Raw genomic sequence first — 18885 nt, 5'->3', positions numbered from 1 at the left:
CGGGGCAGGTTCGCGGCTGTTCCAACCGGCCGGTAGGTTGCGGGAGTTACCGAACCAGCCGTACGCAGCCGTGCCGGGGAGTGTCGTGGCCCGTCCCTTCGACGTCAACGAGATCTATCCCGACGACCCGACCGACTCGGTGCGGCTTCCCCGCCGACGGGCCGGGGGCTCACCGCAGAGCCTGACGGTGACGCTGCTGGCCGACTACACCCTGCGCACCCGCGCGCCCGTTCCCTCCGGGGCGATCGTGGCGCTGCTGGGCGAGTTCGGCGTCACGCCCGCCGCCGGTCGCACCGCCATCAGCCGACTGGCCCGGCGGGGCGTGCTGGAGAGCAGCCGGCAGGGGCGGCACAGTTCCTACCGGCTCAGTGACCCCGCCGCGGTCAACCTCTCCCTCTCGGGGCATTCGATCGTCGCGTTCACCGAGCGGGCCGAGAAGTGGGACGGCACGTGGACGGTCATCTCCTTCTCGCTCCCCGAGGGGCGCAGCGCGGAGCGCCGGACGCTGCGGGGGAGACTGCGCTGGCTCGGGTACGCGCCGCTGTACGACGGGCTGTGGCTGTCGCCCCGGCCGTTCAGCCCGAGGGCGCGGGAGGAGCTGGCCCAGGTCGGCCCGGGATCGCTGACGGTCTTCCGGGCCCGGCACGTGGAACTGGAGTCGACCGCCCGCCGCGATCCGCTGGAGGCCTGGGACGTCGACGCCATCGCCGAGGAGTACACGTCCTTCGTCGACCGCTGGAGTCCGCTGCTCGACCGGATGCGGGCCGGTGGCGTGGGCGGCGTCGAGGCCGTGTGCGCGCGTACCGAGGTCATGGACACCTACCGCCGGTTCCACGTCCTCGACCCGCGGCTGCCGATGCGGTGCATGCCGCCGGGCTGGCGGAGGGAGCAGGTCAGGGACCTCTTCACGGCCGTCTACGACGGACTCGCCGGGACCGCCCAGGAGCACGTCCGCGCGGTGGCCGCGCTGCCCTCCGGCGCGGACGGCGGCATCGGGGCGCACACCACCGCGGACCTGCTCGCGGGAGTGCGGCTCGGCGGGTCCTCCAAGGCCAACTCCCGTTCGGGGCAGATTGATTGACGGTTTTGTGTCCGGGGGATACGGTCATTGTTATATGAGGCATGGGGCTCCTGGGCCTCATGGTGGCCGCCCGCGGCCCTCGGTCCTTGTCCGCGAGGGCCGCGGGCCGGTCCCCCTCCATCGGCCGAGGCCTCGACGTTCACCGCTCCATCGGCCCGCGGGTCCGCCGGCCGCAGACAGCCGCGCCCGCGTCGTGATCCCGCGCGTGGGCGCTCCCCCCACCGCCGGCACGGTCGGCCTCGGCCGGATGCCGTACGGCGCATTTCCGAGGAGTCCGCAGTGAAGAGATCACGCAGACCGTCAACGCCGTTAACAAGGCTGGCCGCCGTCGTGGTGGCGGTCGGCATCGCGCTGATCGGCCTGGTCACGGTGGTGCCCGCGCAGGCCGCGTCGCTGACCCAGGTGACCGGTTTCGGCGACAACCCGGGCAACATGCAGATGCACGTCTACGTGCCGGACAGTCGTCCCGCGAAGCCGGCGGTCGTGGTGGCCATGCACGGCTGCGGCGGCACCGGCCCGAACTTCTACTCCGGCAGCGAGTTCGCCTCTCTCGCCGACCGGTACGGGTTCATCGTCGTCTACCCGACCGCGACCCAGTCGGCGGGCTTCGGCAAGTGCTTCGACACCTGGTCGGACGCGGCCAAGCGCCGCGGCGGCGGCAGCGACCCCGTCTCGATCATCTCGATGATCAACTACGTGAAGCAGCAGTACAACGCCGACCCGAACCAGGTGTTCGCCACCGGCAGTTCGTCCGGCGGCATGATGACGCAGCACATGCTCGCCCTGTACCCGGACGTGTTCAAGGCCGGCGCCTCCTTCATGGGCGTTCCGTTCGGATGCTTCGCCAACGCGGCGGACTACCCGCCCAGCACCAGCAAGTGCACCGGCGGAAGCATGAACAGGACCCCCCAGCAGTGGGGTGACCTGGTGCGGCAGGCCTACCCCGGGTTCAGCGGGACGCGGCCCCGGATCCAGCTGTGGCACGGCACCAGCGACACCCTCGTGCCCTACTCGCTGCTGCAGGAGAGCGTCGAGCAGTGGACCGACGTGTTCGGGCTGAGCCAGACCCCGACGTCCTCCGACACCCCGCAGTCCGGCTGGAACCGGCAGCGGTTCGCCAGTGCCTCCGGAGCGGTGAACGTCGAGGCGTACAGCATCCAGGGCGCCGGTCACTCCCTGCCGTCGACCGGGATGGCCGCCCAGGCCGTCCAGTTCTTCGGCCTCACCGGCAGTACCCCGGGCCCCGGCCCGACGACCGGTACCCCCACCACCCCGCCGCCCGGCGCGGCCGCGTGCAAGGTGACCGCCGCGGTCACCGCCTGGAACAACGGACTCACCGAGAACCTCACCCTCACCAACACCGGCACGTCGACCGTGAACGGGTGGTCGCTCGCGTTCACCCTCCCCGGCGGGCAGACGATCACCAACGGGTGGAACGCCACCTACAAGGGGACCAGCGGGCAGGTGACCGCCACCAACGTGGGCTTCAACGGCACGCTCGCGGCGGGCCAGTCCGCCACGATCGGCTTCCAGGCCACCCACACCGGCAACACGGCCTCGCCGACCGGCTTCACCCTCAACGGCGCCGCCTGCACCACGAGCTGACGCACGGACCGACCGGACACCGGACAGGCCGGAGCCCTTCCAAGGGGCTCCGGCCCGTCCCCGTGCCGTCGGGCCGCACGGCCCCGCATCCGTGTGAACCGGCGGCCCTCCTACGCCGAAGCGGTCGCGCACGTCCGAAGCATTGACAGGTTTCCTGATCGTCCCGACACTGACCGTCGATCAGGAAACCTGACAGTCTCCCCGGCCGGCAGCGCGAAGGAGCCCTGGCATGAAGCCCGCACCCCCCACCCCCGGCGACAGCACCCAACTGCGCCGCGCCGTCACGTCCAGCTTCCTCGGCAGCGTCATCGAGTACTACGACTTCCTGCTGTACGCGACCGCCTCCGCGGTGGTCTTCGCCGACGTGTTCTTCTCCGACCTCGACCCGCTGGCCGGCACGGTGGCCAGCTTCGGCACCCTGGCCACCGGCTACATCGCCCGACCGCTGGGCGGTGTGCTGTTCGGCCACTTCGGGGACCGGCTGGGCCGCAAGAACATGCTGGTGCTGTCGATGGTCCTGATGGGCGTCGCCAGTTTCCTGATCGGCGTGCTTCCCACCCACGCGAGCGCCGGAAGCCTGGCCCCGATCGCGCTGGTCGTGCTGCGCGTGGTGCAGGGCGTCGCGGTGGGCGGCGAGTGGGGCGGCGCGGTGCTGATGTCCGCCGAACACGCCAAGGAGCGGCGCGGGTTGTGGGCGAGCTTCACCAACGCCGGCGCGCCGTGCGGCATGGCGGTGTCCACGGTGGCGATGTCCGCGACCGCCGCGGCCGTCGGCGAGGAGGCGTTCCTCGCCTGGGGCTGGCGCATACCGTTCCTGCTGAGCCTCGTGCTGCTGGCCATCGGCCTGTTCGTGCGGCTGCGGGTCGCCGAGACCCCCGTCTTCACGTCGGCCGCCGCCCAGGAGGCGCCCCGGCGCGCGCCGCTCGCGGACGTGTTGCGCAACCATCCGCGGGTGCTGCTGCTCGGCGTGGGCGTCGGCCTGAGCGCGTTCGTGGTGCAGGGCACCCTCACCACGTTCATCATCTCCTACGCGGTACGGGCCGGCTACGGCCGGGAGACGGTGCTGCACGCCCTCACCGTCTCGTCGACGCTCGCCGTGGCCGGCATCCTCGGCTGGTCCGCCGCCAGCGACCGCTTCGGCCGCAGACCCGTCGTGGCCGCGGGCGCGGTGGCGGTGGGCGCCTACTCCTTCGTGCTCTTCCCGCTGGTCGACAGCGGCAGCACCACCGCGCTGGTGGTGGCCGTCGTCGTGGGGCAGTCGCTCCTGCACCCGATGATGTACGGGCCGCTGGCCGCGCTGTACGCGGAACTCTTCACCACCCGCAGCCGCTACACCGGGGCCTCGCTCGGCTACCAGCTCGCCGGGCTCGGAGCCGGCTTCGCACCACTGATCTTCGCCGAGGCGCAGGCGCTCGGCGGCGGCACGAACGCCATCTCCCTGGTCATCGCCGCGTTCTGCGCGCTCACCGTGGTCTGCGTGCTGGCGCTGGGCGAGACCAGCCGCAACGAACTCGCCGCGCCCGCGGGGAGACGGCCGGAGGAACGCGAGAACGCCTGAGGCGCGTGCCCGTCCCGGAGCCTTCCGTCACCGGGGCGGGCGCAACGCCCGCCAGGAACCGTCGAGGGACGAGCGCAGACGCGTGCGTTCCGCCCTGCTCAGCCCCGAGAGCATCAGCTCCTCGATCGCGGCGTGCGCGTCGGCGTACTCGGCGAGGAGGCGGCGGCCCTCCTCCGTGAGGTGGACCAGCAGTTCGCGGCGGCTGGCCGGGTTGGGGGAGCGGGAGATCAGCTCACGCTGCTCCAGCGCCCGCAGCATGTCGGCCATGGCCTGGGGGGTGACGAAGGAGTCGCGGGCCAGCTGCGCCGCGGAGATGCCGCCACGCCGTTCGAGCACGGTGAGCGCCGTGTACTGGAGGGTGGTCACCCCCGAGCCGCGCAGCATCTCGTCGAGCCGCGCACGGATGACGAGTTCGAGCCGCTTGACCGCATACAGCAAGGACGGCGCGCGCCGGCCCTCGGCTTCCTCCACCGTTTCCCTCCCGGGTATTGACAGGAATCTTGAGGGTACCAACCATGGTTGATCATCAAGGTTCCTGATGGTCTGGAGATGGTGTGACCGCAGAGAACGACCTCCCCGCATCCCTCTCGCCGGCGTCTCTTTCGCCGGCCCGTCACGGCGACGTCGCGATCCTCACCCTGAGCCGCCCCGCCAAGCGCAACGCCCTGGACGACGCCACCGTACGGGGCCTCGGCCGCTTCTTCGACGCCCCGCCCGCCTGGGCGAAGGCCGTGGTGCTGGCCGCCGACGGCGAGCACTTCTGCGCGGGGCTCGACCTGGCGGAACTCAGGGAACGGGACGCGGTGCAGGGCCTGCACCACTCCCGCATGTGGCACCGTGCCTTCGAACGGATCGCGTGCGGAACCGTGCCGGTGATCGCGGTGCTCAAGGGGGCCGTCGTGGGAGGCGGCCTGGAGCTGGCCGCCTCCGCCCACCTGAGGATCGCCGAGGACTCGGCCTTCTTCGCCCTGCCGGAGGGTGAGCGCGGCCTGTTCGTCGGCGGAGGCGCCTCCGTCCGGGTGCCGCGGCTCACCGGTGTGGCCCTGATGGCCGACATGATGCTCACCGGTCGTGTGCTCGACGCCGACGAGGGCGCCGCCGCCGGGCTCGCCACCTACCGGACCGCGACGGGGGAGGGCTTGGCCAAGGCGCTCGAACTCGCCGCCCGCGTCGCCCGGAACAGCCCCGTCACCAACTACGCCGTGATCCACGCCCTGCCCAGGATCGCCGAGGCGGCGCCCGAGACCGGCCTGCTCCTGGAATCCCTGATGGCCGGCGTCGCCCAGAGCAGCCCCGAGGCCAAGGACCGGATGAACGCCTTCCTGTCCGGCCGCGCGGCCAAGGTCACCGCACCGGCACCGGCACCGGCATCCGCGCCCGCACCGGCACCGGCATCCGCCCCCGCATCCGCGCCCGTCTCCCCACCGGCGCCCGTCTCCCCACCGGCGCCCGCTCCCCGTTCCCCTTCCGCTCCCGCTCCCGCTCCCACCTCCCCCCTCACCTCCGTCGACGAGGAGGCACGATGAGCACCCCCCACCCGCCCCGGGAACCCGAACTCCTCCACCCGCCCGTCCCGGAGCGGGCCCGCGTCGCCCGCGCCCGGGAGTTCCTGACCTGGCTGCGCGACAACCGCAGGGCCGACCTGGCCTCCTGGGAGGAACTGCGGGCCTGGTCGGTCCGCGACCTGGAGGACTTCTGGGAGTCGGTCCGGGAGTACTTCGGCGTCCGGTTCCACACCCCCGCCGAGAAGGTCCTCACCACCCGGGAGATGCCCGACGCCCGCTGGTTCCCGGGCGCCACCCTCAACTACGCGGAGCACGCCCTCGGCCGGCCCGAGGACGCCGACACGGTCGCCGTCGTCGCGCACTCCCAGACCAGGGAGCCCGTCGAGCTGACCTTCGCCGAACTCGCCGAGCGGGTACGGCGGGTACGCGCCGGGCTGCGCCGCCTGGGCGTCGGCAGGGGCGACCGGGTCGCCGGTTACCTGCCCAACATCCCCGAGACGCTGGTCGCCTACCTGGCCACCGCCAGTCTCGGCGCGGTATGGACGGCCTGCGCACCGGAGTTCGGGCCCCGCAGCGTGCACGACCGGTTCGGACAGGTGGAGCCCAAGGTCCTGCTCGCCGTCGCCGGGTACACCTACGGCGACAAGGAGGCCGACAAGCGGGCCGAGGTCGCGGAGATCCGCGCCGCGCTGCCCGGCGTGCGCCATGTCGTCCATGTCCCGTACGGACGGCACGCGTTGGACGGGGCGGTGCCCTTCGCCGACCTGCTGGCCGACACCGACGAACCCCTCGCCTTCGAGCCCGTTCCGTTCGGCCATCCGCTGTGCGTGCTCTACTCCTCCGGCACCACCGGCAGGCCCAAGGCCATCGTCCACGGCCACGGCGGACTGCTGCTCGAGCACCTGAAGAACCACGCCTTCCACTGGGACCTGGGCCCCGGCGACCGGCTGCTGTGGTTCAGCACCACGGCCTGGATGATGTGGAACACGCTCGTGTCGGCGCTGCTGGTCCGTGCCTCGATCGTCATGATCGACGGCAACCCGCTCCATCCCGGCCTGGGGGAGCAGTGGCGGCTCGCCGAGCGCACCGGCGCGACCCTCATGGGTGCGAGTCCCGGCTACCTGATGGCCTGCCGCAAGGAAGGGATGCGGCCCGCCGAGGAGTTCGACCTCTCCAGGCTGCGGCAGATCGGCGTGGCGGGCAGTCCCTTCCCGCCCGAGGGCGCCCGGTGGGTGGCCGGGCAGTTCGGCAGCCGGGTCCTGCTCAACGTCGGCAGCGGCGGCACCGACGTCTGCACCGGACTGGTGCAGGCGTCGCCGCTCACACCGGTGTACGCCGGCGAGATGTCCGGCCCGAGCCTGGCCGTCGACGTCAAGGCGTACGACCGGGACGGCGAGGCCGTCGTCGGGGAGCTGGGAGAGCTGGTGATCACCTCCCCGATGCCGTCCATGCCGGTCGGCCTGTGGGGCGACCCGGACGGAAGCCGGCTGAGGGACGCCTACTTCTCGGCCTATCCGGGCGCGTTCCGCTTCGGCGACTGGTGCCGGTTCTCCGCCGCCGGCTCCTGCCTGATCACCGGCCGGTCCGACGCCACCCTCAACCGGGGTGGGGTGCGGCTCGGCACCGGTGAGTTCTACCGGGTCCTGCAGGACGCCGACGAGATCACCGACAGCGTCGTCGTCCACCTAGAGGACCCGGCGGGAGGCACCGGCGAACTGATCCTCTTCGTGGTGCCCAGCCCCGGCACCGGGGTCGACGACGGCCTGCGGAAACGACTGTCCGCGCGGATACGGTCCGCCCTGTCGCCACGCCATGTGCCGGACCGGATCGTCGCCGTGCCGTCCGTGCCGTACTCGCGGACCGGCAAGAAGCTGGAGGTGCCGGTCAAGCGGATCCTGCTCGGCGCCGATCCCGCCGCCGTCGCCTCCCCGGGCGCGCTCGTCGACCCGTCGGCCCTCGACGCGTTCGCCGAGTACGGCCGCCGCCGCGCCGAGGACGCCCGATGAGCGCCGGGCACGCCGCCGTGGGGGAGCCCGGGCCCGCGGCGGCGGGCGCCGGGCACGTCGCCGTGGTGGGCGCCGGCGTCATCGGCGCGGGATGGGCCGCCCTGTTCCTGGCCCGTGGCCTGGACGTCCTCGCCCACGACCCCGCCGCCGGCGCCCGGGAGCGGCTGAGGGAATCCGTGCGCCGAGCGTGGCCGGCCCTGACCCGGCTCGGCCTCGCCGAGGGAGCCGACCCCGACCGGCTGCGCTTCACGGACAGCGCGGCGGAGGCCGCCGACGGTGCGTGCTTCGTGCAGGAGAGCGGCCCGGAGCGGGAGGACGCCAAGCGGCGGCTGCTCGCCGAACTCGACGAGGCGGCCCCGCCGTCGGCCCCGCTGGCCAGCAGTTCCTCCGGGCTGACGCCGACCACGCTCCAGACGATGTGCGCGCGCCGCCCGGAACGGGTGCTGGTCGGCCACCCCTTCCACCCGTCCCACCTGATCCCGCTGGTCGAGGTCGTGCCGGGTGCGCGCACCGAGCGGTCCGTCGTCGAGGAGGCCCTGCGCTTCTACACCGCACTCGGCAAACGGCCGGTCCTGGTACGGCGCGAGGTGCCCGGCCACGTCACCAACCGGCTCCAGGCCGCACTGTGGCGCGAGGCCTACTCGCTGGTGGAACGCGGCGTGGCCACCGTCGCCGACATCGACACGGCCGTCTCCGAGGGCCCCGGCCTGCGATGGGCGCTGCTCGGTCCCCTGGTCAACCAGCACCTGTCCGGCGGGCCGGGCGGCATGGCCCACACCCTGGAACACCTCGGACCGCCCGCCCAGCGCTGGATGGACGACCTCGGCACGCCACAGCTCACCCCGGCCCTGACCGAGGCACTGGTCCGCGGCGTCGACGAGGAACTCACCGGCGTCGACCAGGCGCGCATGGTGGCCGAGCGGGACGACCTGCTGGTCCGGCTCATCGAGGAGAAGCGCCGCCGCCGCTCCCTGCCCTGACAGCGATCCTCGGCCGACCCCGACGCTCGATGCCTCGACGCCCCGACACCCCAACGCCCGACCCCCCGCCCCCCGACGCCCCGATGAGGAGCGCGCACGTGACTGTCCGCTACCGCCCCCGCATCGACCCCGACGCCATCGTCGCGCTCGACACCCACGTCCACATCGAGTGCGACGGCCACGGCCGCCTCTCCCTCGACCAGGAACTCCTGGACGCCTCGGCCCAGTACTTCCGATCCGGGCATCCGCGCACGCCCACCCTGGAGGAGATCGCCGAGCACTACCGCGCCCGGAACATGGCCGCGGTCGTCTTCACCGTCGACGCCACCACCGGCCTCGGCCACCCGCCGCTCTCCAGCGAGGAGATCGCCGAAGGCGCCGCCGAACACGCCGACGTGCTCCTGCCGTTCGGCTCCGTCGACCCGCTGCGCGGCGACCGGGCCGTGCGACAGGCCCGACGCCTGGCCGAGGAGTACGGCGTCCTCGGCTTCAAGTTCCACCCCAGCCTCCAGAACTTCGCGCCCAACGACCCCGCCCACCGTCCGCTGTGGGAGACGCTCCAGGAACTCGGCGTCGTCGCCCTCTTCCACACCGGACAGACCGGCATCGGCGCCGGACTCCCCGGCGGGCGCGGCATCAAGCTGCGGTACTCCGACCCGATGCTCCTCGACGACGTGGCGGCGGACTTCCCCCACCTGACCATGGTGCTCGCCCACCCCTCGGTGCCCTGGGTGGACTCCTCGATCTCGATCGCCACCCACAAGGCCAACGTGTACCTCGACCTGTCGGGCTGGTCCCCGAGGTACTTCCCGCCGCAACTCGTCCGGCAGGCCGGCAGCCTGCTGCACCACAAGGTCCTCTTCGGCTCGGACTTCCCCGTCCTCACCCCCGACCGGTGGCTCACGGACTTCGAGGAACTGGACATCAAGGACGAGGTGCGCCCGCTGATCCTCAAGGAGAACGCCCTGCGTGTGCTGGGCCTGAACAAGGCGCAGGAGCCCGCCGGGTGATGGTGTTAGCGATAACAAGACAGGTAGTCGCCCTGGTCGGCGGTTGATCCGGCGCACCGTCACCGGACATTCGGAAACATCATCATCCCCAGCTCAGCGGCCACCCCGGCAGAGCGCTTCGGTGCCGGAGGGTGATTTTGACGTCACGCACCTGGCTCACGGCTCGTGTTAGCGGTAACAATGTTGAGCCGCTCGATGTCGAAAGGACGACGATGACGGAACGATTACCCAGACGACTGGCATGCCTCCTCACCACAGTGGCCGCCGTACTGGCGCTCCTGGTGGCCACCCCCCACGCGCCCGAGGCGCAGGCCGCCCCCGGCAGTCCGGCCCTCACCCCGCCCATGGGGTGGAACAGCTGGAACAGCTTCGGGTGCCAGATCACCGAGTCACAGGTCCGCCAGGCCGCCGAGGCGATGGTCTCCTCCGGTATGCGGGACGCGGGCTACAAGTACGTGGTCGTCGACGACTGCTGGTTCGACCCGCAGCGCGACGCCCAGGGCAACCTCCGCGCACACCCCACCAAGTTCCCCAGCGGCATGAAGGCGCTCGGGGACCACATCCACTCCCTCGGCCTGAAGTTCGGCATCTACCAGGTGCCCAACGAGAAGACCTGCGCCCAGGGCGGCGGTGCCTTCCCCGGCGCCACCGGAAGCCTCGGCCACGAGGCGCAGGACGCCCGCACCTTCGCCTCCTGGGGTGTGGACTACCTGAAGTACGACTGGTGCTCCGGCAACGGAACCCGCGACGAGCAGGTCGCCCGGTTCGCGATCATGCGGGACGCGCTGCGCGCCACGGGGCGCCCGATCGTCTACAGCGTCAACCCCAACAGCTACCACGCCATCACCGGCGACAAGTACAACTGGGGTGAGGTCGCCGACATGTGGCGCACCACCGAGGACCTGCTCGACATCTGGCAGAACGGCAACGTCAACAGCTACCCGATGGGTGTGGGCAACGTCCTGGACGTCACGGCGCCCCTGGCCGCACAGGCCGGTCCCGGACACTGGAACGACCCGGACATGCTGGTGGTCGGACGGCCCGGACTCACCCTGAACGAGTCGCGCTCGCACTTCGCGCTGTGGGCCCTGCTGGGTTCGCCGCTGATGGCCGGCAACGACGTGCGGTCGATGTCCGCCGACATCAGCGCCGTCCTGCGCAACCCCCGGCTGATCGCCGTCGACCAGGACTCGCTGGGCGCCGGCGGGCGGCGGGTGCGCGACGACGGCGACACCGAGGTCTTCGCCAAGGAGCTGGCCGACGGCTCGGTGGCCGTGGGGCTGCTCAACCGCGGCGGCGGCACCGCCACCGTGAGCACCACGGCGGCCCAGATCGGGCTGTCCGGCAGCTCGTTCACGCTGACCGACCTGTGGACCGGCGCCAACTCGACGAGCGGCGGCCAGATCTCCGCCTCCGTCCCCTCCCACGGCATCGCCGTGTTCCGGGTGTCCGGCGGCACCCCGCTGGCCCACCAGACCTCGCGGCTGCGCGGCGCCGGCTCCGGCCGCTGCGTGGACGTGGACAACGCCTCCACCGCGTCGGGCTCCACCGTCCTCGTCTGGGACTGCCACACCGCCGCCAACCAACTGTGGACGACATGGGCGGGCGGCGAGATCCGGGTGTTCGGGGACAAGTGCCTCGACGCCTACGAGCGGGGCACCACCAACGGCACCCGGGTGATCACCTGGCCGTGCAACGGCCAGGACAACCAGAAGTGGACCCTGGCCTCCGACGGGTCGATCCGCAACACCCTCTCCGGTCTGTGCCTGGACGTCGAGAAGGCCGCCACGGCCAACGGGAGCCGGCTCGTCCTGTGGAGCTGCAACGGGCAGAGCAACCAGAAGTGGACCCGTACCTGACGAACTGACCGCAGCAGGGCGCCCCGCACCGACGGTCCTCCCGGCCGAGCGGGGCCCCTGCCCGGCCGCCCGGGCACGGCCATGCCCCGAGCCCTTGCCCGGCGACGCCGCACCCCCCGCGGGTCCGTGCACCCGCTCGCACACCGCCCCCTGCCCCCACACCGAAGGAGGACGACCGGTGTCGCACCTGTCTTCGCTCCGCTCAGCGCTCCGCCCCGGGCCCGTCTCCCGCCGCGGCCTCGCCTGGGTGATCAGTCTCCTGTGCTTCCTGACGCTCTTCCAGCCGTCCGTCGCCCACGCGGACAACCCCCTCGTCCAGACCGTCTACACCGCCGATCCGGCGCCCCTGGTCCACAACGGCCGGGTGTACCTGTACACCGGCCACGACGAGGACGCCTCGACCTGGTTCACCATGAAGGAATGGCGGGTCTACTCGTCCTCCGACATGGTCAACTGGACCGACCACGGCTCCCCGATGAGTCTCGCCACCTTCAGCTGGGCGAGCGCCGACGCCTGGGCGGGCCAGGTCGTCGCGCGCAACGGGAAGTTCTACTGGTACGCCCCGATGAAGAACCGGGCCACCGGCCGCATGGCCATCGGCGTGGCGGTCGCCGACTCGCCCACCGGCCCCTTCCGGGACGCCCTGGGACGGCCCCTGGTGGAGAACGGCGAGATCGACCCCACCGTGTTCATCGACGACAACGGCCAGGCGTACCTGTACTGGGGGAACCCGAACCTCTGGTACGTACGGCTGAACGCCGACATGACCTCCTACTCCGGCTCGCCGACGCAGATCCCCCTCACCACCCAGGGGTTCGGCACCCGCACCGGCAACACGGAGCGCCCCACCCTGTACGAGGAGGGGCCGTGGGTCTACAAGCGCAACGGCCTCTACCACCTGGTGTTCGCGGCGGCCTGCTGCTCCGAGTTCATCGCCTACTCGACCGCACCCGGCCCCACCGGACCCTGGACCTACCGCGGCACGATCATGCCCACGCAGGGCTCCAGCTTCACCAACCATCCCGGCATCGTCGACTTCGCCGGAAACTCGTACCTCTTCTACCACAACGGCGCGCTCCCCGGCGGGGGCGGATTCACCCGCTCGGTGGCCGTGGAGAAGTTCTCCTACAACGCCGACGGCACGATCCCGACGATCAACATGACCTCGGCAGGCGCTCCGCAGGTGGGCACGCTGAACCCGTACGTCCGGCAGGAGGCGGAGACGATCGCCTGGGCCACCGGCGTGGAGACCGAGGCGTCCACCGAGGGCGGCATGGACGTCGGCTACGTCGAGAACGGTGACTGGATCAAGGTCAAGGGCGCGGCCTTCGGTTCCGGAGCCCGCTCCTTCCAGGCCAGGGTCGCCTCGGCGACCTCGGGCGGCAGGATCGAGGTCCGTCTGGACAGCGCCACCGGTCCCCTCGCCGGCACCTGCACCGTCCCGGGCACCGGGGGCTGGCAGACGTGGACGACCGTCTCCTGCCCGGTGACCGGCGCCGGAGGCACCCGCGACGTCTACTTCCGCTACACGGGCGGCAGCGGCTACCTCTTCAACGTGAACTGGTGGCAGTTCACCGCCTGACGGCGCCCCCCGCCCTCGTCACCGCGCTCACCGCAGCCACCGCCGCCGCGCACGTTCCCGGCCGGACCGTCCGTCCGGCCGGGGCGCCGCCGGCCCCCGCCCTCCCCCTGGTCACGAAGGAGCACCCCCATGTCCTGGCTCCACCACCCCCTCAGCCGCAGAACCGTGTTCACGGCGGCCACCGGCGCCGCCCTCGCCGCGGCCACGCCCCGCGCCCACGCGGCCCCCGCCCCCGACGCCACCGCCTCCGCGGCGGGCGCCCTGGCAGCGGCCGCCTACACCAACCCCGTCGTCTGGCAGGACTTCGCGGACGTCGACATCATCCGCGTCGGCGACACCTACTACATGTCGGCGTCCACCATGCACTACTCGCCCGGAGCCCCCGTCCTGCGCTCGTGGAACCTGGTCGACTGGGAGTTCGCCGGCCACTCCGTGCCGGTGCTGGACTTCGGCGCCAAGTACGACCTGTCCGGCGGGCGCGGCTACGTGCGCGGCATCTGGGCGTCCTCGCTCAACCACCGCCGCAGCGACGACACGTTCTACTGGATCGGCCAGATCGACTTCGCGCGGACCTACGTGTACACCGCCCGCACCGTCGAGGGCCCGTGGACGCGGCGCGCGGAGCTGCCGCAGGTCTACTACGACGCGGGGCTGCTCGTGGACGACGACGACACGATGTACGTGGCCTACGGCAACACCCGCATCAGCGTCGCCCAGCTCTCCGGCGACGCCCGGAGCCAGGTCCGGGCGCAGGAGGTGTTCGTCACCCCCTCCTCCGTCGGGACGCTGGAGGGTTCCCGCTTCTACAAGATCAACGGCCGCTACTACATCTTCGTCACCCGCCCGGCGAACGGCCAGTACGTCCTGAAGTCGGACTCCGGCCCGTTCGGCCCCTACACGATGAAGCAGCTGCTGCTGGACCTGCCGGGGCCCATACCCGGCGGGGGTGTCCCGCACCAGGGAGGGCTGGTGAGCACCCCGCAGGGCCAGTGGTACTACATGGCGTTCGTGGACGCCTATCCCGGCGGCCGGGTGCCGGCCCTCGCCCCCGTCACCTGGACCTCCGACGGGTGGCCGGTGCTCCAGCTCGTCAACGGCGCCTGGGGGTCCTCGTACCCCGCCCCCGAGCTGCCGGCCCCGCCCCGCGCGACCAGGCCGCTGACCGGCGTCGACACCTTCCCGGGGCCCGCGCTCGGCCCCCAGTGGGAGTGGAACCACAACCCGGACACCAGCCGGTTCACCGTCGGCGGCGGGCTCACGCTGCGGACCGCCACCACCACCTTCGACCTGTACTCCGCCCGCAACACGCTCACCCACCGCATCCAGGGCCCCACCTCGACCGCGACGATCGTCCTCGACCACTCCGGGATGCGCGACGGCGACCGCAGCGGACTCGCCCTGCTGCGCGACTCCTCCGCCTGGATCGGCCTCAAGCGCGACAACGGCACGACCCGCGTGGTGATGGTCAACGGCATCACCATGGACGGCGAGTGGAAGACCAGCAACACGGGCGCCGAGGCCGCCGGAGCCTCCGTCACGGGCAGCCGGATCTGGCTGCGCGCCACGGCCGACATCCGTCCCGGCAGCGGTCGCCAGGGACACTTCTCCTACAGCACCGACGGCGTCACCTTCTCGCCGCTCGGCCCGGCCCTCACCCTCAAGAACGAGTGGCAGTTCTTCATGGGCTACCGCTTCGGCATCTTCAACTACGCCACCGTCGCCCTCGGCGGCTCGGTCCGCGTCGAGCGCTTCGAACTGGCGGCGGGGTCCGGTTCCGCCGCCACCTCCGCCGTCAGCCTCCGGGCCCGCGCCAACGACCGCTACGTCTGCGCCGACAACGCGGGAGGCTCCCCGCTGATCGCCAACCGCACGAGCGTCGGCGTCTGGGAGACGTTCGACCTCGTCGACCTCGGCAACGGCGACGTCGCGCTGCGGTCCCGCGCCAACGACCGCTACGTCTCCGCCGACAACGCCGGCGCTTCCCCGCTGATCGCCAACCGCACCAGCGCCGGCAGCTGGGAGACGTTCCGCCGGGTGAACAACGCCGACGGCACCGTCAGCCTGCGCGCACGGGCCAACGACCGGTACGTCAGCGCGGAGAACGGCGGAGCTTCCCCCCTGATCGCCAGCCGCACCTCGATCGGGACCTGGGAGTCGTTCACCCTCGCCCCGGCCTGAGGCGCCGGCACGACCGGACGGGGCCCGGAGGTCTTACGGACCGGTGACGTGACGGGCGCGCCGCTGTCCCGCGGCGTGCCCGTGTCCGTAGCGTCCGACCATGCGAGTACTGGTCACCGGCGGAGCCGGATTCATCGGAAGCCACATCGTCGAGGCGTTGACCGCGCGAGGGCACGAGGCGGTCGTGTTCGACCTGCGCGACGGCATGGACGTGCGCGACACGCAGGCGGTCGCGGCCGCTCTGCCGGGTGTGGACGCCGTGTGCCACCAGGCGGCGATGGTGGGGCTCGGGAACGGACTCGCCGACGTGGTCGACTACGTGTCGCACAACGACCTCGGCACCGCCGTGCTGCTCTCCGCCATGGCCGACGCGGGGATCGGGCGGCTCGTCCTGGCCGGCTCGATGGTCGTGTACGGCGAAGGCGCCTACCGGTGCGCGCGGCACGGCGAGGTGCGACCCGGGCCCCGCACCGCGGCGGACCTGGACGCGGGGCGCTTCGAGCCCCGGTGCCCGCGGTGCGGGGAGGCCCTGACACCCGGGCTGGTCACCGAGGACGCCCCGGCCGATCCCCGGAACGTGTACGCCTCGACCAAGCTCGCCCAGGAGCATCTGGCCTCGGCCTGGGCCCGGTCGACGGACGGATCGGCGGTCTCGCTGCGCTACCACAACGTCTACGGGCCGCGCATGCCGCGCGACACCCCGTACGCCGGCGTCGCCTCCTTCTTCCGGTCCGCGCTCGCCCGCGGGGAGGCGCCCCGCGTCTTCGAGGACGGCGGCCAGCGACGGGACTTCGTGCACGTACGCGATATCGCGGCGGCCAACGTGGCGGCGCTGGAGGCCGAGACCCCGAGGGGCGCGCTGACGGCCCGCAACGCCGGCAGCGGTGAGCCCCGCACGGTCGGTGAGATGGCGCGGGCGCTGGCCTCCGCGCACGGCGGACCCGAGCCCCGGGTCACGGGGGAGTACCGCCTGGGCGACGTACGGCACATCACGGCGGACTCCTCGCGCCTGCGGGCCGAACTGGGCTGGAAGGCCGAGGTCCCCTTCGAGGCAGGCATGCGGGAGTTCGCGGGAGCGGGGCCGGGAGAGGAGAGGCGCCCGGGCGACGTCCGTGTTCCGTGAGACCCCGGCCCCCTGTGGCCTTCCCGCATCCGTGAGGTGACAGCTGTGACGACTTCTTCCGCACCGCGACGTCGGGCCGACGCGGCCGCCGCGACCGTCGACGTGGTGCTCCCCTGCCTGAACGAGGCCGAGGCCCTGCCCTGGGTCCTCGCCCGCATTCCGTCCACCTGGCGCGCGCTGGTGGTGGACAACGGATCGACGGACGGTTCACCGGAACTGGCACGTGACCTCGGCGCGACCGTCGTCCGCGAGCCGCGCCGCGGCTTCGGCGCCGCCTGCCACGCCGGGCTGGCCGCGGCCACCGCGGACATCGTGTGCTTCTGCGACTGCGACGCCTCCCTGGACCCCTCCCTGCTCGTGCCCTTCGTCCGTGAGGTGCGCGACGGCGAGGCGGACCTGGTGCTCGGCAGGCGCCGCCCCCAGGGCAGGGGCGCCTGGCCCGCGCACGCCCGGGCGGGCAACCTGGCGCTGGCGCGGATGCTCCGCCGGCGCACCGGACTCCGCCTGCACGACCTCGGCCCGCTGCGCGCCGGACGCCGGGAGCAGCTGCTCGCCCTGGCGCTCACCGACCGCCGCAGCGGCTACCCCCTCCAGATGGTCGTGCGCGCCGCCGACGCCGGCCTGCGGGTCGTCGAGCACGACGTGCCCTATCTGCCGCGCACCGGCGCCTCCAAGGTCACCGGCACCTGGCGCGGAACCTGGCAGGCGGTGCGGGACATGCGGCGCGTCCTGGCCGAACCGCCGGCGCCCCGGAAGCAGACCGGCGCCGACGCGTCCGCCGTACTCCCCGAAGGAAGCGCTCCGTGACCACTCTCCTCGTCATCGCCAAGTCACCGCGACCCGGGCGCGTCAAGACGCGGCTCACGCCGCCGTTCACACCGCGGGAGGCGGCGGCACTCGCCGAGGCGGCGCTGGTGGACACCCTCCTGACGGTGGCGGCCACACCCGCCGCACGCCGTGTGCTGGTGCTCGACGGAGCCCCGGGCCCCTGGCTGCCGCCGGGCTTCGACGTCGTCCCGCAGTGCGAAGGAGGTCTCGACGAGCGGCTGGCCACCGCCTTCGCCGGCTGCGACGGCCCCGCACTGCTCATCGGCATGGACACCCCCCAGGTGACACCCGCGCTGCTCACCGTCGACTTCGCCGACTGCGACGCGTACTTCGGCCCGGCCGAGGACGGCGGCTTCTGGGCGCTGGGCCTCGCCCGCCCGGAGCCCGGGCTGCTGCGGGGCGTGCCGATGTCGACGCCCACGACGGGTGCGGCGCAGCGCGACCGCCTCGTCTCGGCGGGCCTGCGCGTACGCGAGCTGCCCCGCCTGCGGGACGTGGACACCGCCCACGACGCGCGGGCGGTCGCCGCGGCCGCGCCGACCAGCCGCTTCGCCACCCGGCTGCGCACTCTCCAGGCGGCCGCCGCCCGATGAGCACCGCACACGAGGTCACACCGCCGACGACGCTCACCGTGGACGGCCGCGCCACCGCCCTGCCCACGGACGCACCGCGCCCCTGGGCCGCCGACCCCTACTCCGACGCCCTGGCCACCGGCCGGGGCCCGCTCTTCCTGCGCCGCACCGACGGCTGGCTGCTGCCGCTGGAGGTGGAACGCTGGTGTGCCTCGCCGGACACCGCGGACATGAGCGTGCTGGAGTACTGCGAAGGCGCCGTCCTCGACGCCGGATGCGGTCCCGGGCGGCTCGTCGCCGAACTCGCGGCCCGCGGACGGCCGGCGCTGGGCGTGGACGTGAGCGGAGCCGCCGTCGCCCGCACCGTGCGGCTCGGCGGTCAGGCCCTGCAGCGCTCCGTGTTCGATCCGCTCCCGGCCGAAGGGCGCTGGGACACCGTCCTCCTCGTCGACGGCAACATCGGCATAGGAGGCGACCCGAGCGCCCTGCTGAGGAGGATGTCCCAGCTCCTGCGGCCCGCCGGCCGGCTGATCGTCGAGACGGTCGCGGACGGAGAGGTGGACGAACGCGTCACCGTCCACGTCGTGCGCGCCGACTCCGGCGCCCCCGGCGCGGCCGGCCCGCCCTTCCCCTGGGCTCGGCTCGGCACCCCGGCCCTGCTCCGGCTCGCGACGGGCGACGGCTGGCGCCCGGACCGTCAGTGGACGTCCGGCGGCCGTTCCTTCGTCGCCCTGCGCAACCGCGACGACGGCGAGCGCCGTGACCGCAGCGACCGCAGCAGGAGCAGCACCGCCGAGCCGCCGAACAGCGCCGCCGTGACCACCAGCCAGCGCGACAGGAACTGATCACCGGGCAGCGCGGTGGCAGCGCGGTAGCGCTCCGCCACCCGCCCGCTGACCAGCGGGAACCAGATCAGCAGCAGCAGGCCGGAGAACGCCGCCGGGACCCGCACGAAGACGGTCCGCTCCCGGCGGCCCACCGCGCCCAGCCCCCGCGTG

Annotated in this window: 14 protein-coding genes and 1 pseudogene; 14 read left to right on the top strand and 1 reads right to left on the bottom strand. The window is 72.8% G+C overall.

The annotated features are described in order from the left end of the window. Nucleotides 1–85 precede the first annotated feature (85 nt). The 3 genes from ABT026_RS02605 to ABT026_RS02595 all read left to right on the top strand — a co-directional run bounded on the left by ABT026_RS02605 (nucleotide 86) and on the right by ABT026_RS02595 (nucleotide 4244). The gene (locus ABT026_RS02605) at nucleotides 86–1081 is read left to right on the top strand and encodes a PaaX family transcriptional regulator (RefSeq protein ID WP_351111359.1); all 996 of its coding nucleotides are present in this window, start codon (nucleotides 86–88) and stop codon (nucleotides 1079–1081) included. 330 nt (nucleotides 1082–1411) lie between these two features. Further along, on the top strand, nucleotides 1412–2686 hold the full coding sequence (locus tag ABT026_RS02600) for an extracellular catalytic domain type 1 short-chain-length polyhydroxyalkanoate depolymerase (RefSeq protein WP_351111357.1): 1275 nt from the start codon (nucleotides 1412–1414) through the stop codon (nucleotides 2684–2686). 229 nt (nucleotides 2687–2915) lie between these two features. Further along, a complete protein-coding gene (locus ABT026_RS02595; protein WP_351111355.1) occupies nucleotides 2916–4244 on the top strand; it encodes an MFS transporter in 1329 nt (442 codons plus the stop codon). Nucleotides 4245–4271: 27 nt separating this feature from the next. Here ABT026_RS02595 and ABT026_RS02590 read toward each other — a convergent pair whose 3' ends face one another. Then, nucleotides 4272–4628, bottom strand: coding sequence for a MarR family transcriptional regulator (locus tag ABT026_RS02590; protein ID WP_351111641.1), 357 nt, complete (start codon nucleotides 4626–4628; stop codon nucleotides 4272–4274). A 170-nt stretch (nucleotides 4629–4798) separates the two neighbouring features. On the opposite strand from ABT026_RS02590, the gene ABT026_RS02585 reads away from it, so the two are divergent. The 11 genes and pseudogenes from ABT026_RS02585 (at nucleotide 4799) to ABT026_RS02535 (ending at nucleotide 18732) form a co-directional block, all read left to right on the top strand. After that, a complete protein-coding gene (locus ABT026_RS02585; RefSeq protein WP_351111353.1) occupies nucleotides 4799–5770 on the top strand; it encodes a crotonase/enoyl-CoA hydratase family protein in 972 nt (323 codons plus the stop codon). Continuing rightward, nucleotides 5767–7755 (top strand): acetoacetate--CoA ligase, encoded by a 1989-nt coding sequence (locus ABT026_RS02580; RefSeq protein WP_351111351.1) that lies wholly within the window; start codon nucleotides 5767–5769, stop codon nucleotides 7753–7755. Before ABT026_RS02585 ends, ABT026_RS02580 begins: the two co-directional genes overlap by 4 nt. After that, a complete protein-coding gene (locus ABT026_RS02575) occupies nucleotides 7752–8735 on the top strand; it encodes a 3-hydroxyacyl-CoA dehydrogenase NAD-binding domain-containing protein (protein WP_351111349.1) in 984 nt (327 codons plus the stop codon). Before ABT026_RS02580 ends, ABT026_RS02575 begins: the two co-directional genes overlap by 4 nt. A gap of 98 nt (nucleotides 8736–8833) precedes the next feature. Then, nucleotides 8834–9745 (top strand): amidohydrolase family protein, encoded by a 912-nt coding sequence (locus ABT026_RS02570; RefSeq protein WP_351111347.1) that lies wholly within the window; start codon nucleotides 8834–8836, stop codon nucleotides 9743–9745. A gap of 212 nt (nucleotides 9746–9957) precedes the next feature. After that, entirely contained in the window at nucleotides 9958–11604 is a 1647-nt protein-coding gene (locus ABT026_RS02565; protein WP_502967881.1) for a glycoside hydrolase family 27 protein, read from the top strand. Between the two features lie 178 nt (nucleotides 11605–11782). After that, entirely contained in the window at nucleotides 11783–13186 is a 1404-nt protein-coding gene (locus ABT026_RS02560) for a glycoside hydrolase family 43 protein (protein ID WP_502967880.1), read from the top strand. Between the two features lie 129 nt (nucleotides 13187–13315). Then, nucleotides 13316–14947: pseudogene (locus tag ABT026_RS02555) on the top strand (glycoside hydrolase family 43 protein); the annotation flags it as partial. A 517-nt stretch (nucleotides 14948–15464) separates the two neighbouring features. Further along, nucleotides 15465–16487 (top strand): NAD-dependent epimerase/dehydratase family protein, encoded by a 1023-nt coding sequence (locus ABT026_RS02550; RefSeq protein WP_351111343.1) that lies wholly within the window; start codon nucleotides 15465–15467, stop codon nucleotides 16485–16487. A gap of 36 nt (nucleotides 16488–16523) precedes the next feature. Next, entirely contained in the window at nucleotides 16524–17294 is a 771-nt protein-coding gene (locus ABT026_RS02545; protein ID WP_502967879.1) for a glycosyltransferase family 2 protein, read from the top strand. After that, nucleotides 17291–17908 (top strand): TIGR04282 family arsenosugar biosynthesis glycosyltransferase, encoded by a 618-nt coding sequence (locus ABT026_RS02540; protein WP_351111339.1) that lies wholly within the window; start codon nucleotides 17291–17293, stop codon nucleotides 17906–17908. Before ABT026_RS02545 ends, ABT026_RS02540 begins: the two co-directional genes overlap by 4 nt. Next, a complete protein-coding gene (locus ABT026_RS02535) occupies nucleotides 17905–18732 on the top strand; it encodes a class I SAM-dependent methyltransferase (RefSeq protein ID WP_351111337.1) in 828 nt (275 codons plus the stop codon). The genes ABT026_RS02540 and ABT026_RS02535 overlap by 4 nt, the downstream gene beginning before the upstream one ends. The last annotated feature ends 153 nt before the right edge of the window (nucleotides 18733–18885 follow it).

Origin of the sequence: Streptomyces sp. NPDC002734, from assembly GCF_040295685.1 — a bacterium.
Lineage (GTDB): Bacteria > Actinomycetota > Actinomycetes > Streptomycetales > Streptomycetaceae > Streptomyces.
This window is presented reverse-complemented; position numbering and strand designations above follow the sequence as displayed.